The following is a 17,332-nucleotide window of genomic DNA, read 5'->3' on the forward strand; positions in this document are numbered from 1 at the left end:
TTATTCTCCTTTATAGGTTACAAAGTTTCGTGGAGTTTCATAAAGAGTCACTTCAAGATCATGATCTTTTTGAATTTTACTTCTCAGCTTATTCCAGATGACTACGGCGATATTCTCAGCAGTTGGGATCAAATCCTTAAAGTCAGGAACTTCGATGTTCAGATTCTTATGATCAAAAGGCTCTTCCACTTCATTCAAAATAAGCTCCTTTAAAATTTTAAGGTCCATTACAAAGCCTGTTTCAGCATCTGGCTCTCCAGTCACTGAAACTACCAGCTCATAATTATGACCATGATAGTTCGGGTTACTGCATTTACCAAAGACCTTAAAATTGCGATCATCATCCCAGTCTTTTCTGAACAGACGATGTGCTGCATTAAAATGGGCTTTTCTATGTACCGTTATTCTCATTGCTGAATATGTGCGTAATATTTATCGAAAATGATCTTAAACCATTCAGTATAAATATGAGGATTTTTCTTCATATCTGCCTGAAGATCTTCTAAAGAAACCCATTTCCAGGCCGCAACCTCATCAGGATTCAAATCTGGCTTACCTTCAAAATTCCCAACCAAAATATGATCAAATTCATGCTCGGTCAATCCATTATCGAATGGTGCTTTATAAATGAAGGAAATAGTGTCTTTCAACTCTGTAGAAAATCCCATTTCTTCCTGTAAGCGTCGCTTTCCGGCGGCAATATTAGATTCTCCTTCCCGCTGATGACTGCAACAGGTATTAGTCCATAACCCAGGAGAATGATATTTGGAAAGAGCTCTTTGTTGTATCATCAACTCATTGTTCTCATTGAAAACGAATACTGAAAAAGCCCTGTGTAGCAATGCCTTTTCATGAGCTTCGATCTTTTCCATAAGACCAATTTGTTCATCCTTTTCGTTAACTAAGATTACTTTTTCTTCTGCCATTTTTTTATTTGAAGCTCAAATGTACAAAAACGGGAATTTCTATCACAAAGAAGGTGATTAAGCAATTCCTAAAGTTTCAGCTTACCGGTATAAATATCGCAGTTGATGGAAAGTATGAATTCAGATCTTCGATTCATTTCATGTGCAGTTTCCGTACAAAGAATGCCATTACGACATTTATTCACAAGTTCTGTTTCACCATAGCCTCTGCCAGAAATCCTGCTATCTTCCACACCCATATTTACCAGGTAATCAATTGTCACTTTTACTCTGCTCTGGGATAGTTTTAGATTATAGTTATCATCTGCCCTGCTATCTGTATGCGATCTGATATCTATCAGCAATTCAGGATATGCGATCATATATGCTGCGATCTCATCCAATTGTTTTGCAGCCTTCGGTTTAATTTCAGCTTTGTCAAGATCAAAAAGTATCGGATCAAGATTCAGCATTTTGGCTAGATCATCCCCTACTCTGGCGGCAAAGATCTTATCTCCTTCCGTATTCTGAAATTGAATAATATTCTCTTTTCTTTTCACCTCAGCAGCATAAAAGCTCCAATTAAAAAATGCACGCATGGCCGCAATATTTTCTGGCTTATTTCCCGAAAAATCATGTGAAACCTGGTACATCACCAATCCGTTTTTCCGATCATCAAAACCGTTTCCATAAATAATCACGCAACCGGGACCATTAGATAGCGATGGAACATCAGGAGCAGACGGATCGATAATAATTTGTTTGGTTCCCTTACGCCATACGTTTGCCCGTTTTGGATATAGAATTCTTTCAGAACCGTTAATCAAGGCTTTATCACTTTTACCCAGGTACTGAGAAATAGGATCTGCCGGTAATTGATGAGTATAAGGCGGAGTGGCGAATCTATGTTCATAGAATGGGATCAAGCCAGTTGTTCTGGCCCCTGCAGCTCCAGCCGAAAGAAAATTAAGCTGAATGATTTCCTCTTTTTCATCCTCTCCATTAATATTCCCATATAAGTTTTCTAACTCGCTTCCCGCATGGCATCCTGCCCAGATCGCGCCCTTAAATTTTGTATTCCAGTAATAAAGATTCTTATGTGTTTCAAATTTTGGTTCAGCATGTGGCATAACGAATATGTCATCGCAAACTCCCAACTCTGTAGGCAATTTCCAGTTTTTGGAACTATAACCGCCATGAGCATCTCCTGGAATTCCGGCAGCCTTAAAATAAGCCAGGGCAATACTTCCATTCTGTTTGTCCAGAGTCCATTTTGGTGCTACAGAAATATTTGTAAAAACCGGTAGATTCAAATCTTCTTCCAAAAAACTCCCAATAACACCCCTATCTTCCCAGCTCTGTATTGTATTTTTCACATCCTCGCTGATGTAGGAAACAGGAATCACAAAAGATCCAGATCTAAAATCCTCTTCACCAAGTGAAAAATCTATACCGTCTTTTTGCTTATCAGGGCTGATTACCCATTTTACCTCTACTGGATATCTGGTTAGTAATTCATAAATGAATCCGTAAGGTTTGAGTGCATTCGCATGTGTTTGAGGAGTGATACCCATATTTACGGCATAGGAACCTTTGGCCAGAACTTCAGAAGAATTTTGTGAATATAGATTCTTGCTGAAAAGAAAATTAACAGCAAAAAGAATTAGCAAAAATCTCAGGTTTTGTGGGGTTAAAACCATGACCTTATAGAGGGAATTTTTCTAAAGATCGTATAAAAAGCCTGAAAAATCAATCATATAATGTTTTATCTATATGTAGAAAACCAGCACCAGAGTAATTACGTATATATTTTCGAGTAATAATCTGGGGATTATTGCTATGAAAAAAGCAGATAGGATGCTGGGGACATCCTATCTCTTTTTTTCTTATCCCTCGGGCTTATAAATAATCTTCAAAGCCTGAATTGCTTATAGAATTTCGTGAAAATAATAGTATTTTTGCCGCTTCAAGATCAGCAGGTATGAAGCATTATCAGAAAGAGATTAATAAGAGAAGAACATTTGGTATCATTTCTCACCCCGATGCCGGTAAAACAACGCTTACTGAAAAACTACTTCTTTTTGGTGGTGCGATTCAGGAAGCGGGAGCGGTTAAATCTAACAAGATTAAGAAAGGTGCTACCAGTGACTTTATGGAAATAGAGCGCCAGAGAGGAATCTCTGTTGCAACTTCTGTACTTGCTTTTGAATATAGGGATATCAAGATCAACATTCTTGATACTCCTGGTCACAAGGATTTTGCAGAAGACACCTTTAGAACTCTTACTGCTGTAGATAGCGTTATTGTTGTCATTGATGTTGCAAAGGGTGTAGAGGAGCAAACGGAAAAACTTGTTGAAGTTTGTAGAATGCGTAACATCCCGATGATCGTTTTCATCAATAAGCTTGACCGTGAAGGTAAAGATGCTTTTGAACTACTTGATGAAATTGAGCAGAAATTGAATCTTACTGTAACTCCTTTAAGTTTTCCTATTGGAATGGGTTATGATTTTAAAGGTATTTACAACATCTGGGAAAAGAACGTAAACCTTTTTACTGGAGATCCTAGAAAAGATATCGAGGAAACTGTGAAAATTAGTGATCTTAAGTCTGAAGAACTTGATGAACTAATTGGTGATGCTGCAGCTGATACATTGAGAGAAGAATTAGAACTCGCACAAGGAGTTTATCCAGAATTTGAAAGAGAAGAATATCTTGAAGGAAAACTTCAACCGGTGTTTTTCGGTTCTGCCTTGAACAACTTTGGTGTTAGGGAATTGCTTGATTGCTTTATCAAGATCGCTCCACCACCGCGACCAAAGGAAAGCGACACCCGACTTGTAAAACCAGATGAAAAAGAATTTACCGGGTTTGTATTCAAGATCCATGCGAATATGGATCCTAAACACCGTGACAGGCTAGCCTTTATTAAGATTGTGTCCGGAAAATTTGAAAGAAACAAGAATTACCTTCACGTTCGAAATAACAAGAACATGAAATTCTCTTCTCCAAATGCATTTTTTGCTGAAAAGAAAGAGATTGTGGATGTTTCTTACCCGGGAGATATTGTTGGTCTTCATGATACTGGAAATTTCAAAATTGGAGATACACTTACCGAAGGCGAAAACCTTATGTATAAAGGGATACCGAGTTTCTCACCAGAACATTTCAGATATATCAATAATGCAGATCCAATGAAATCCAAGCAGCTGGAAAAAGGAATCGACCAGTTGATGGATGAAGGAGTTGCACAGTTATTTACTCTAGACATGAACGGTCGAAAGATCATTGGTACTGTTGGGGCTCTCCAATTTGAAGTGATCCAGTATCGTTTGGAACATGAATACGGGGCTAAATGTACTTATGAGAATTTAAATGTGCATAAAGCAACCTGGGTAGAGGCTGAAGATGAAAAGAGCGAAGAATTTAAGGATTTCAAAAGATTAAAATCGAAATTCCTGGCGAAAGACAAATCTGGACAGTTAGTTTTTCTTGCTGATTCTCAATTTTCATTGCAAATGACCCAGCAAAAATATCCATCGATTAAATTCCACTACACTTCAGAATTTTAAAAATACATCACCCCGAACTCGTTTCAGGGTCATTTCACAAAGGCTGAACCAAGTTCAGCGTTACTGTTTTCTTAGAAAAAGGTGAAATGCCCTATTTTATTCGATAGATACACCCGTAAAATTTACTATTTTCGGTGACAAAGTAATTTTATGTCCCAAATCGATCAATTCATTGCAGATTTTGCTTCCGCAGTATGGGGAATTCCACTTGTTGTACTTCTAATTGGAGGTGGGATCTTTCTACTTATATATTCAAGATTTTTACCATTTAGATATCTAGGGCATTCTATTGAAGTCTTACGCGGTAAGTATAATAATCCGGATGATCCAGGAGATATTAACCATTTTCAGGCATTGTCAACAGCATTATCTTCAACGGTTGGGATGGGAAATATTGCCGGAGTGGCAGTTGCTATAGCAGTTGGTGGTCCGGGTGCAATTTTTTGGTTATGGATAAGTGCTATAGTTGGTATGGCTACGAAATTCTTCACAAATAGCCTTGCCGTGATGTATAGAGGAAGGGATACCGAAGGAAATATTCAAGGTGGCGTCATGTATTTTATCGTAGAAGGTTTGGGTAAGAAATGGAAACCTTTAGCTACTTTTTTTGCCATAGCGGGATTAGTAGGTGCATTACCGGTTTTTAATGTAAACCAGTTAACACAAGCGATTAATTATATTCTGCTGGAACCTAACAATATTGAAACTGGTTTTACCAGTAGTCTGATCATCGGTATTGCCTTAACTTTAATTACAACTGTTGTAATTATTGGCGGACTTGACAGAATCAGTAAAACAGTTTCAAAGCTAGTACCAGCAATGGTAGCTTTATATTTTGTATCAGTTTTGGTAATTCTATTCGTGAATTACGATGTGGTTTTTCAATATTTCGGAATGATATTTACCGATGCTTTCGCTGCTGACAATTATAAGGGCGAACCACTTCTGGGAGGTGTCCTGGGAGGTTTAATATTATTAGGTATTCGTAGAGGGGCTTTTTCCAATGAAGCTGGTATAGGAACTGCAACAATGGCTCACGGAGCAAGTAAGACTTCTGAACCTATTCGTGAAGGACTTATCGCTATGTTAGGACCTGCAATAGATACTTTGGTGGTCTGTACGCTCACTGCAATGGCAATTTTAGTTACAGGTGTCTGGCAGACTGAAGATGTGAATGGAGTTAGCCTTACCGCTGCAGCATTTGATCAGGCGATTCCTTATGTTGGAAATTATTTGTTATTATTGTGCATTCTGGCTTTTAGTATTTCTTCGCTTTTCTCTTATTCATACTACGGCACCAAATGCCTGTCATTTTTACTAGGAGCACACAATAAGAAATATTACAACTACGTATACATACTTAGTATAATCATTGGTGCTACCACATCCTTGAGTTTTATACTGAATCTAATTGATGGATTCTTCGCTTTAATGGCAATTCCAACAATGATATCCACCCTTATTCTTGCGCCAAGGGTAATGAAAGCTGCTAAGATCTATTTCAAAAATTATTCTGTCTAATATTTCGCTGCTTTCTAATTTTAAGGATAATTGCAATTACACAGCCTAAAGAAGCTAGGGCAAAAAGATATTGCAGGTATTTGTAACCATTTTCATAATACAAATATGCTACAGAGGCCAAACTTAGAACCTCAAATGCCAATAGCACGAGATGAAGATTAAGTCCAGGCTTTTTAAGAGATATCATTATAAATCCGAGTAAAATTAAACCCAGAACAATATTTGATAATCCTATTTGAAAATGATTATTCAGGTTACTAAAACCAGTAGTCACTGAAATAAAAGCGATGAGACCTGCCTGTAAGATCTTTAATTTCTGATCTCGTGACATATTATCCTCCAATTATAAATATCAACTTTCATTTAAAATTTTTATTTAAATATCTGAATTTTTTCAATCGAAAAAATAGAAATAAAACTGATAAAAATAATTGAAGGATATAAGTTTGAACCAAATTTACGCCTGCCCGGTTGGACCAAAATTCAATGGTAATGGCGCTTTATCATAATCTCTAATCTCGCCATGCGCCTGCTCAAATTTATTGATATTATCTCCGAGGGCTTTCAATAATCGTTTTGCGTGTTGTGGTGTAAGAATGATTCTTGACTTCACTTTACTCTTAGGTCTTCCTGGCATGATATTTACAAAATCAACCACAAATTCTGAAACCGAATGATTTATAATAGCAAGATTGGAATAGGTTCCTTCAGCCACAGCTTCATCTAATTCTATATTGATCTTTCCTTTCTGGTTTTTATTCTTTTTATCGTCTTCCATGATTTAATTTTTATTCGATTAATATTTTAATGTTCTGGCCTACTTATTCAGCTTATAATATACAAAGTCAGATACTATCGGGTCTATTCCCTGTTTTCTGAATTCAGTTGCGATCTGTCCGCGATGATAAGTTGAATGATTTATCACGTGAAAAATGATGTCTTTTACTGAATTCTGGTAGCTCTCCCCTTTTGAATTTCTAAATTGAACTATTCTGTCTAAATCTTCATTTTTAAGAATGGTAAGGCTTTCTCTGAAATTACCATTCTCAATAGATTCTAATTCATCAATTTCCAGATTTTTCCAAACCTGTACCTGGTCTTCCTTACCTTCTATCCTGTTGTTCCAGATCTTTTGTGCGTTCAATGTATGAGATAAAAGCTGTATGGCTCTATCTGGTATCATAAAGTGCAGATCCCCATCATTTATCTTTTTAATGATCTCCAGGTTGTAATAATGTGAATATTCCAGTAATTCTTTAAAGTAATCCTTCATAGCTCAAATATCGTCATAAATAAAAAAAGGCCCGCAATAGCGAGCCTTTTTTCGAAATAATATCAGGAATTAGTTATAGTTAACTTCCTGTTTTTTCTCAAGCATTTCGTCGAATTCTTCTTTAGAACCAACGATAATGCTATCGTACTTTCTCATACCTGTACCTGCAGGAATTCTATGTCCTACAATTACATTTTCCTTCAATCCTTCTAGTTCATCGATCTTACCACTTACCGCAGCTTCGTTCAACACCTTAGTTGTTTCCTGGAAGGAAGCAGCAGAGATGAATGACTTAGTCTGAAGTGAAGCTCTCGTAATACCCTGAAGTACAGGATTAGCAGTTGCTGTGATCACGTCTCTTGCTGTTGCAAGATTCTTATCTTCTCTTCTAAGAATGGAGTTTTCGTCTCTAAGATCTCTTGGAGTAATGATCTGTCCAGCTTTCAGCTTTTCAGAATCACCTGCGTCTTCGATCACTTTCATTCCGAATAACTTGTTGTTCTCATCGATGAAATCATCTTTATGAACAAGTTGATTCTCTAAGAAGATAGTATCCCCCGGATCAACGATTCTTACTTTACGCATCATCTGTCTTACAACAACCTCGAAGTGCTTATCGTTAATCTTCACACCCTGTAATCTATATACCTCCTGAACTTCGTTCACAAGATACTGCTGTACAGCGTTTGGTCCTTTGATATTCAGGATATCCTCCGGAGTGATAGAACCATCAGAAAGTGGCATACCAGCTCTTACGTAGTCATTCTCCTGAACAAGGATCTGGTTAGAAAGTTTCACTAGATACTTCTTAACCTCTCCTAGTTTAGACTCAACGATGATCTCACGGTTACCTCTTTTGATCTTACCAAAAGAAACAACACCATCAATCTCAGATACAACCGCAGGGTTAGATGGGTTACGTGCTTCGAAAAGCTCGGTTACCCTTGGAAGACCACCCGTAATATCCCCTGCTTTAGAAGATTTACGTGGAATCTTAACCAGAATCTTACCAACTCCGATCTTCTCTTCGTTGTCTACCATAAGGTGAGCACCAACCGGAAGGTTATAAGAACGAATTACTTCGTCTTTCTTACCAAGAATATGAAGTGTCGGGATCAATTTCTTGTTACGAGATTCAGAAATTACTTTTTCCTGGAATCCTGTCTGCTCATCGATCTCAACCTGATAAGTAACACCTTGTTCAACATTTTCGTACTTGATCTTACCGGCAAATTCAGAAATAATTACACCGTTATATGGATCCCAAGTACAGATCACGTCTCCTTTCTTTACAGTTGCTCCATCATTGATATTGATCTGAGCACCGTAAGGAATGTTGTTGTTACTTAATACAACTCCTGTTTTCTTATCTTTTATCTTAAGTTCAGCAGTACGTGAGATCACGATGTCTGCAGTTCCGCCATCAGGGGCTTCACCTTTAACAACTTTAAGATCTTCGATCTCAGCGATACCGTCAAACTTAGCTTCAAGTTTATTGTCTTCAGAAATGTTTCCAGCAATACCACCCACGTGGAACGTACGTAATGTAAGCTGTGTACCTGGTTCACCAATAGACTGTGCAGCAACAACACCAACAGCTTCACCAGTTTGAACGATCTTGTTAGTTGCAAGGTTTCTACCGTAACACTTGATACAGATACCTTTCTTCGCTTCACAAGTAAGTGGTGAACGTACTTCAACACTCTCGATAGGCGCAGCTTCGATCTTCTCAACTATTTCTTCAGTTATTTCTTCGTTCGCACCAACAAGAAGTTCATCTGTTGATGGATTTACAACATCATTAAGGGAAATACGTCCAAGGATTCTTTCTCCTAATGATTCTACGATTTCTTCGTTTTTCTTAAGTGGCTTAACTTCTACTCCTCTTAATGTTCCACAGTCATCTTCATTTACAATAACATCCTGGGAAACATCTACCAGACGACGGGTTAGGTAACCAGCATCGGCAGTTTTAAGTGCAGTATCGGCAAGACCTTTACGAGCACCGTGAGTAGAGATAAAGTATTCAAGAATCGAAAGACCTTCCTTAAAGTTAGAAAGAATCGGGTTTTCGATAATTTCACCTCCACCAGAGTTAGATTTTTTCGGCTTAGCCATAAGACCACGCATACCGGTAAGCTGACGAATCTGCTCTTTCGAACCACGCGCACCAGAATCAAGCATCATATATACCGAGTTGAATCCTTGCTTGTCTTCGCGAATTCGCTTCATAGCCAATTCAGTTAGACCTGCGTTAGTTGAAGTCCAGATGTCAATTACCTGGTTATAACGTTCGTTATTGGTAATAAGACCCATGTTATAGTTACCAATAATACCTTCAACCTGCTCGTTAGCTTCATCAATCATGGTTTGTTTTTCTTCAGGGATAATAATATCACCCAAGCTGAAAGAAAGTCCACCACGGAATGCGAATCCGTAACCAAGTTCCTTAATACTGTCAAGGAATTCAGAAGTTTCTGGTACACTGGTAATTTTAAGAATTTTACCAATGATCTCACGAAGTGATTTCTTAGTAAGAACTTCGTTAATGTAACCTGCCTTTTCTGGCACTGCTTCATTAAATAAAACTCTACCAACTGTGGTATCCTTGATCATATAAACCAATTCACCTTCTTCGTTGTAATCTTTAGTTCTAATCTTGATTCCTGCGTTAAGGTCTACTCTCTTCTGGTTGTAAGCTATTACAAGCTCTTCCGCAGAATAAAAAGTAAGTCCTTCTCCTTCTACTTTCTCTTCAGGAGTAGATTTCTTGTGCTTGGTCATATAGTAAAGACCAAGAACCATATCCTGAGATGGTACTGTAATTGGAGAACCGTTCGCAGGGTTCAAAATGTTATGAGAAGCAAGCATTAGTAACTGTGCCTCTAGAATAGCCTCTGGCCCAAGCGGTAAGTGAACTGCCATCTGGTCACCATCGAAATCGGCGTTGAATGCAGTACACGCAAGTGGGTGAAGCTGAATTGCCTTACCTTCAATTAGTTTAGGCTGGAAAGCCTGGATACCCAGACGGTGAAGCGTAGGAGCACGGTTCAATAATACCGGATGTCCTTTAAGCACATTCTCCAGTATATCCCAAACTACAGGTTCTTTCTTATCGATAATCTTCTTAGCAGACTTCACTGTTTTTACAATACCTCTTTCTATCAGTTTTCTGATGATAAAAGGCTTGTAAAGTTCAGCTGCCATGTTTTTTGGAAGACCACATTCGAACATCTTAAGTTCTGGTCCCACAACGATTACCGAACGTGCTGAATAATCCACACGTTTACCAAGTAAATTCTGACGGAAACGACCCTGCTTACCTTTCAATGAATCTGAAAGTGATTTAAGCGGACGGTTCGAATCAGTTTTTACTGCTGATGATTTTCTTGTATTATCGAATAATGAATCTACAGATTCCTGAAGCATACGTTTTTCATTACGTAAGATCACTTCAGGAGCTTTGATCTCCATTAATCTCTTCAGACGGTTGTTACGAATAATAACACGACGGTAAAGATCGTTCAAATCTGAAGTCGCGAAACGACCACCATCAAGAGGCACAAGAGGTCTAAGTTCCGGTGGAATAACCGGTACTACCTTCATGATCATCCACTCTGGGTTGTTTTCACGATTTTTGTTTGCATCACGAAGAGCTTCTACAACCTGAAGTCTCTTAAGAGCTTCGGTTTTACGTTGTTTTGAAGTTTCGTTATTTGCCTTATGTCTTAATTCGTAAGAAAGATCATCAAGATCTATTCTCTTAAGAATTTCGATAAGACACTCAGCGCCCATCTTAGCGATAAACTTATTTGGGTCACTGTCTTCTAAATATTGATTTTCCTGAGGAAGTTCATCTAAGATGTTCAGATACTCTTCTTCAGTTAAGAAATCCATTTTCTTTAATGGGTTCCCTTCTTCATCCTTCGCGTTACCTGGCTGGATCACTACATATCTTTCATAGTAGATGATCATGTCAAGTTTCTTAGAAGGAAGACCTAGCAAATAACCAATTTTGTTAGGCAAAGAACGGAAATACCAGATATGAGCCACAGGAACAACAAGGTTGATGTGACCAACACGGTCTCTACGTACCTTCTTCTCAGTAACTTCTACACCACAACGGTCACAAACGATCCCTTTGTATCGAATTCTCTTATATTTTCCGCAGGCACACTCATAATCCTTTACAGGACCAAAAATACGCTCACAGAACAATCCGTCACGCTCTGGTTTGTGCGTACGGTAATTGATCGTTTCAGGCTTAAGAACTTCACCACGAGATTCCGCGAGGATAGACTCTGGAGAAGCTAAACCTATAGAGATCTGGTTGAACCTCTGTACTGTATTTTTATCATTATTTCTAGCCATAATAAATGCTGCTAATTATTGTGAATATTCCGTTTAATTGGGGCTGCATTCACAGCCCCGATCAACAGAATGTTATTCTTCAAGTTTTATATCCAATCCTAGACCTTTCAATTCGTGCATAAGTACGTTGAAAGATTCTGGTAATCCAGGTTCTGGCATTGGCTCACCTTTAACAATAGCCTCATAGGTCTTAGCTCTACCGATCACGTCATCTGACTTCACAGTTAAGATTTCCCTTAGAGTACTAGATGCTCCGTAAGCTTCAAGAGCCCAAACCTCCATCTCTCCAAATCTCTGACCACCAAATTGTGCCTTACCACCAAGCGGCTGCTGAGTAATAAGTGAGTATGGTCCAATAGAACGTGCGTGCATCTTATCATCGATCATGTGACCAAGTTTCAGCATGTAGATCACACCAACAGTTGCACGTTGGTCAAATCTCTGTCCTGTTCCACCGTCATAAAGATATGTATGACCGTATCTTGGAATACCTGCTTTATCTGTAAGATCATTGATCTCATCGATAGTTGCACCGTCAAAAATAGGAGTGGCATATTTCTTACCATTCTTTTGTCCAGCCCAACCTAGCACAGTTTCGTAGATCTGACCGATGTTCATACGTGATGGTACCCCAAGTGGGTTCAACACGATATCAACCGGAGTTCCGTCTTCAAGGAATGGCATATCCTCCTGACGAACGATTCTTGCAACAATACCTTTGTTACCGTGACGTCCTGCCATCTTATCCCCTACTTTCAGTTTACGTTTCTTAGCGATGTAAACTTTAGCCAGTTTAAGAATTCCTGATGGAAGTTCATCTCCAACAGAAATGGTGAATTTCTCTCTTCTTAGATTACCCTGAAGATCGTTTTCCTTGATTTTATAATTATGTATTAGATCTGCAACAAGTTCGTTAAGGTGATCATCTGTAGTCCATGTACCACTAGTTAAGTGAGTATAATCATCTACAGCGTTTAACATCTTAAGCGTGTACTTCTTACCTTTTGGCATTACTTCCTCACCAAGATCGTTCTGTACTCCCTGAGCAGTTTTTCCACCAATGATAGCGAAAAGTTTCTCAACAAGTTCAGACTTAAGATTAGCGAATTTAGCATCGTACTTCTTCTCTAATGCTGCAACATCTTCTTTATCCTGAGCTCTCTTACGCTTATCTTTAATTGCTCTAGCGAACAACTTCTTATTGATAACCACACCACTTAATGATGGAGAAGCTTTTAGAGAAGCATCTTTCACATCACCAGCTTTGTCACCAAAGATCGCACGTAGAAGTTTTTCTTCCGGAGTTGGATCACTTTCTCCTTTAGGAGTGATCTTACCGATAAGAATATCACCAGGTTTTACTTCAGCACCAACTCTAATCATTCCGTGCTCATCAAGGTCTTTAGTAGCCTCTTCTGAAACGTTTGGAATATCATTAGTCAATTCTTCGTTACCTAGTTTTGTATCTCTAACTTCAAGAGAGTATTCATCTATATGGATAGAGGTGAAAATATCATCTCTTACCACTTTTTCTGAAATCACGATCGCATCCTCAAAGTTGTAACCTTTCCAAGGCATGAAGGCAACCTTCATGTTTCTACCTAAAGCAAGTTCCCCAGCTTCAGTAGCATAACCCTGGCAAAGTACCTGTCCTTTAGTAACTCTGTCACCAACACTAACGATTGGCTTCAGGTTGATACAGGTTCCCTGGTTAGTTTTACGGAATTTGATAAGGTCATAAGATTTTGAATCATCATCAAAACTTACCATTCTTTCCTCATCTGTACGATCATACTTAATGATGATCTTATTAGCATCTACATATTCTACTTCACCTTCTCCTTCAGCATTGATCAATACTCTAGAATCTGTAGCTACCTGTCTTTCAAGACCAGTTCCAACGATAGGAGAATCTGTTCTTAAAAGTGGTACTGCCTGACGCATCATGTTTGATCCCATCAGTGCACGGTTGGCATCATCATGTTCCAGGAAAGGAATTAATGAAGCCGAAATAGATGAGATCTGGTTCGGAGCAACGTCGGTATAATGAACCTCTTTAGGATCAACTACCGGGAAGTCACCTTCCATACGTGCAATAACACGATCTGTATCTATAGTTCCATCGTCTTTTAATGGAATGTTCGCCTGAGCGATTTTCTTACCTTCTTCCTCTTCAGCACTTAAGTAAATAGGCTCTTCAGAAATGTTTATTTTCCCTTCAGAAACGCTACGGTATGGAGTCTCGATGAATCCCATTCCGTTTACTTTAGCATAAACAGAAAGTGAAGAAATAAGACCAATGTTCGGACCTTCAGGAGTTTCAATAGGACAAAGTCTTCCGTAGTGAGTATAGTGAACATCACGTACCTCGAAACCTGCTCTTTCTCTTGATAAACCACCTGGTCCTAATGCTGAAAGTCTACGCTTATGCGTAATCTCTGCAAGAGGGTTGGTCTGGTCCATGAACTGAGATAACTGGTTTGTTCCAAAGAAAGAATTGATCACAGAAGATAATGTCTTCGCGTTGATCAAGTCGATAGGAGTAAACACTTCGTTATCACGAACGTTCATTCTCTCACGGATTGTTCTTGCCATACGTGCAAGACCAACACCGAATTGCTGAGACAACTGCTCACCTACAGTTCTAACACGACGGTTAGATAAGTGATCAATATCATCGATCTCAGCTTTAGAGTTAATAAGCTCAATTAAATATTTAACAATGGTAATGATATCAAGCTTGGTAAGCACTTGCTTATCCATCTCTACATCAAGACCAAGTTTTTTGTTCATTCTATATCTACCAACTTCTCCAAGGCTGTAACGCTGATCTGAGAAGAAAAGCTTGTCTATAATTCCACGAGCTGTTTCCTCATCTGGCGGTTCAGCATTACGAAGCTGACGGTAAATATGTTCTACCGCTTCTTTTTCAGAGTTGGTAGGATCTTTTTGAAGTGTATTATGAATGATCGCGTAGTCACCGGTCTGGTTATCTTCCTTATGAAGAAGGATAGTTTTACTTCCCGTTTCAAGGATCTCTTCTATATGATCTTTTTCAAGTTCAGTATCACGGTCTAGAACGATCTCGTTACGCTCGATAGAAACAACTTCTCCAGTATCTTCATCTACGAAATCTTCATACCATGTATTAAGCACTCTTGCCGCAAGTTTACGACCTAGGTACTTTTTTAGTCCTGTCTTAGAAACTTTAACCTCTTCAGCAAGGTCAAAGATCTCCAGGATATCCTTATCACGCTCAAAACCGATAGCACGGAAAAGAGTAGTAACAGGTAATTTTTTCTTACGATCGATATAAGCGTACATTACGCTGTTAATATCGGTAGCAAATTCAATCCATGATCCTTTGAAAGGAATTACACGGGCAGAATATAATTTTGTTCCATTTGCATGGAAAGACTGTCCAAAGAAAACCCCAGGTGAACGGTGTAGCTGAGAAACTACTACTCGCTCGGCACCGTTGATGCAGAAAGTTCCGCTAGGTGTCATATAAGGGATAGTTCCCAAGTATACGTCCTGTACGATGGTTTCAAAATCTTCGTGTTCAGGGTCGGTACAGTATAACTTAAGTCTAGCCTTAAGAGGTACACTGTAGGTCAATCCACGTTCGATACATTCCTGGATGGAGTATCTCGGTGGGTCCACAAAATAATCTAAGAATTCTAGTACAAATTGATTACGGGTGTCCGTAATGGGGAAGTTTTCTAGGAAGGTGTTGTAAAGACCTTCATTTCCCCGCTCTTCTGATTTTGTCTCTAATTGAAAGAAGTCCTGAAAAGACTTAATCTGCAGATCCAGAAAGTCCGGATAAGCAGGCTTATTCTTAACAGAAGAGAAACTCAATCTTTCAGTTTGCTTTGCTAACATCAATGGACGGGATTATAATTTATATAAAAAAAACTGCGCTTTTTAAACGTTCGGTTCTATATACGCAAAATGGTTTAGACCTCCAGGAGTAATTCCTGAGGTCTAAACCTAAATAATATTGCTTGTGTTAAGCTTATTTAAGCTCAACCTCAGCTCCTGCTTCTTCTAATTGCTTTTTAAGAGCTTCTGCTTCGTCTTTTGCTACTCCTTCTTTTACTGGTTTTGGAGCACCATCAACTAATTCTTTAGCATCTTTAAGACCTAGTCCTGTAAGTTCTTTTACAAGTTTAACTACAGCTAACTTAGATCCACCTGGAGCAGTAAGAATTACGTCGAATTCAGTTTGCTCTTCAGCTTCTTCACCACCACCAGCAGCACCGCCAGCAACAGCTACTGCAGCAGCAGCAGGTTCTATACCATATTCTTCTTTTAAAATATCAGCTAATTCGTTTACTTCTTTTACAGTAAGATTAACTAATTGTTCTGCGAAATCTTTTAAATCTGCCATTTTCTATCGTTTTTAAAAAGTTCTTTAATTTATAATTGTTAAAAAGTGCGTACTATATTATCCCTCTTTTTCTGAAAGGGTTTTAAGGATTCCTGCAAGTTTTCCGCCACCTGATTTAAGTGCAGAAACAACATTCTTAGCAGGAGATTGAAGTAATCCAACGATATCCCCGATAACTTCTTCTTTAGACTTGATGTTAACAAGCGTTTCAAGATAGTCATCACCTACATAAATAGCTTCTTCTACAAAAGCTCCTTTAAGTAGAGGTTTCTCAGATTTCTTTCTAAATTCCTTAATTACTTTCGCCGGAGCATTTCCGGTTTCAGAAAGCATGATTGAGGTATTGCCTTTTAAAACTGTTGGAAGTTCACCGAAATCTTTTTCAGCTGCTTCCATAGCTTTTGCAAGCAATGTATTTTTAACTACCGATAACTTTACGTTTGCTTTAAAACAAGCTCTACGTAAGTTAGAAGTGCTTCCAGCGTCAAGGCCAGAAATATCAGCTAGATAGATAGTTTGAGTATCGGCTAACTGGGCAGTTAAATCTTCTATAACTTTTGATTTTTCTTCTCTTGTCATAATCTTAAATTATTGCTCAGTAAACCTTTTAGTATCTATTGCTACACTCGGGCTCATTGTGCTTGACATGTAAATACTCTTAATGTAAACACCTTTTGCTGCCTGAGGCTTCAATTTTACCAGCGTAGTTAATAATTCTCTTGCGTTACCTGCAATTTTCTCAGCATCGAAAGATGCTTTTCCAACTCCAGCGTGCACAATTCCGTGCTTATCTACCTTAAAGTCAATTTTACCAGCTTTCACATCAGAAACCGCTTTAGCGATATCCATAGTTACTGTACCGGTTTTAGGGTTAGGCATTAAACCTCTTGGTCCTAGAACACGTCCTAGTGGTCCAAGTTTACCCATAACGCTAGGCATAGTGATGATCACATCAACATCTGTCCATCCGCCTTTGATTTTATCAAGGTATTCATCTAATCCAACGTAATCGGCACCGGCTTCTTTAGCTTCTTCTTCCTTATCTGGAGTAACAAGAGCCAAAACTTTAACGTCTTTACCAGTTCCATGAGGAAGTGTTACAACTCCTCTTACCATTTGATTTGCTTTTCTAGGATCTACGTTCAAACGAACCGCTAAATCCACAGAAGCATCAAAATTTGCGTTGGTAACTTCTTTTATCAAAGCTGAAGCTTCGGCAACTGTATAAGTTTTGCCGTTCTCAATCTTAGACTGAGCTTCTTTTTGCTTTTTAGTTAATTTTGCCATTTCTTAATTTC

13 protein-coding genes are annotated in these 17,332 nt (G+C 38.5%); 2 read left to right on the top strand and 11 right to left on the bottom strand.

All coding sequences use genetic code 11. The features are described 5' to 3' along the window. The 3 genes from RE431_RS09605 to RE431_RS09615 form a co-directional block, all read right to left on the bottom strand. Positions 1 to 411, bottom strand: a complete 411-nt coding sequence (locus tag RE431_RS09605; RefSeq protein WP_309561768.1) for a 6-pyruvoyl trahydropterin synthase family protein — start codon at positions 409 to 411, stop codon at positions 1 to 3. Beyond that, positions 408 to 926 carry an isopentenyl-diphosphate Delta-isomerase gene (gene idi / locus RE431_RS09610; protein WP_309561769.1) on the bottom strand — a complete coding sequence of 173 codons (519 nt, stop codon included), beginning with the start codon at positions 924 to 926 and terminating at the stop codon, positions 408 to 410. The genes RE431_RS09605 and idi overlap by 4 nt, the downstream gene beginning before the upstream one ends. Positions 927 to 994: 68 nt before the next feature. Next, the gene (locus tag RE431_RS09615) at positions 995 to 2,575 is read right to left on the bottom strand and encodes an OmpA family protein (protein ID WP_309561770.1); all 1,581 of its coding nucleotides are present in this window, start codon (positions 2,573 to 2,575) and stop codon (positions 995 to 997) included. A gap of 311 nt (positions 2,576 to 2,886) precedes the next feature. Between RE431_RS09615 and RE431_RS09620 the strand changes: the two genes are divergently transcribed. Then, positions 2,887 to 4,476 carry a peptide chain release factor 3 gene (locus RE431_RS09620; RefSeq protein WP_309561771.1) on the top strand — a complete coding sequence of 530 codons (1,590 nt, stop codon included), beginning with the start codon at positions 2,887 to 2,889 and terminating at the stop codon, positions 4,474 to 4,476. Between the two features lie 150 nt (positions 4,477 to 4,626). Further along, positions 4,627 to 5,997, top strand: coding sequence for an alanine/glycine:cation symporter family protein (locus RE431_RS09625; protein ID WP_309561772.1), 1,371 nt, complete (start codon positions 4,627 to 4,629; stop codon positions 5,995 to 5,997). On the opposite strand, the gene RE431_RS09630 is transcribed toward RE431_RS09625, so the two are convergent. From RE431_RS09630 to rplA, 8 genes are all read right to left on the bottom strand, one after another. Next, the gene (locus RE431_RS09630) at positions 5,978 to 6,328 is read right to left on the bottom strand and encodes a hypothetical protein (RefSeq protein ID WP_309561773.1); all 351 of its coding nucleotides are present in this window, start codon (positions 6,326 to 6,328) and stop codon (positions 5,978 to 5,980) included. The two genes, RE431_RS09625 and RE431_RS09630, sit on opposite strands and share 20 nt — an antisense overlap. Positions 6,329 to 6,454: 126 nt before the next feature. Further along, the gene (locus RE431_RS09635) at positions 6,455 to 6,775 is read right to left on the bottom strand and encodes a DUF3467 domain-containing protein (protein WP_156273601.1); all 321 of its coding nucleotides are present in this window, start codon (positions 6,773 to 6,775) and stop codon (positions 6,455 to 6,457) included. A 39-nt stretch (positions 6,776 to 6,814) separates the two neighbouring features. Continuing rightward, positions 6,815 to 7,270 (bottom strand): DinB family protein, encoded by a 456-nt coding sequence (locus tag RE431_RS09640; RefSeq protein WP_309561774.1) that lies wholly within the window; start codon positions 7,268 to 7,270, stop codon positions 6,815 to 6,817. A gap of 69 nt (positions 7,271 to 7,339) precedes the next feature. After that, entirely contained in the window at positions 7,340 to 11,641 is a 4,302-nt protein-coding gene (rpoC, locus tag RE431_RS09645; RefSeq protein WP_309561775.1) for a DNA-directed RNA polymerase subunit beta', read from the bottom strand. Between the two features lie 72 nt (positions 11,642 to 11,713). Continuing rightward, the gene (gene rpoB / locus RE431_RS09650) at positions 11,714 to 15,526 is read right to left on the bottom strand and encodes a DNA-directed RNA polymerase subunit beta (protein WP_309561776.1); all 3,813 of its coding nucleotides are present in this window, start codon (positions 15,524 to 15,526) and stop codon (positions 11,714 to 11,716) included. 133 nt (positions 15,527 to 15,659) lie between these two features. After that, positions 15,660 to 16,034, bottom strand: a complete 375-nt coding sequence (gene rplL, locus RE431_RS09655; protein WP_309561777.1) for a 50S ribosomal protein L7/L12 — start codon at positions 16,032 to 16,034, stop codon at positions 15,660 to 15,662. Positions 16,035 to 16,091: 57 nt separating this feature from the next. Further along, positions 16,092 to 16,613 (bottom strand): 50S ribosomal protein L10, encoded by a 522-nt coding sequence (rplJ, locus tag RE431_RS09660; RefSeq protein ID WP_309561778.1) that lies wholly within the window; start codon positions 16,611 to 16,613, stop codon positions 16,092 to 16,094. A 9-nt stretch (positions 16,614 to 16,622) separates the two neighbouring features. Next, positions 16,623 to 17,321 carry a 50S ribosomal protein L1 gene (gene rplA / locus RE431_RS09665; protein WP_309561779.1) on the bottom strand — a complete coding sequence of 233 codons (699 nt, stop codon included), beginning with the start codon at positions 17,319 to 17,321 and terminating at the stop codon, positions 16,623 to 16,625. Positions 17,322 to 17,332: the final 11 nt, after the last annotated feature.

It is taken from the genome of Christiangramia sediminicola, from assembly GCF_031344135.1.
In the GTDB taxonomy this organism is placed as follows: Bacteria; Bacteroidota; Bacteroidia; order Flavobacteriales; family Flavobacteriaceae; genus Christiangramia; species Christiangramia sediminicola.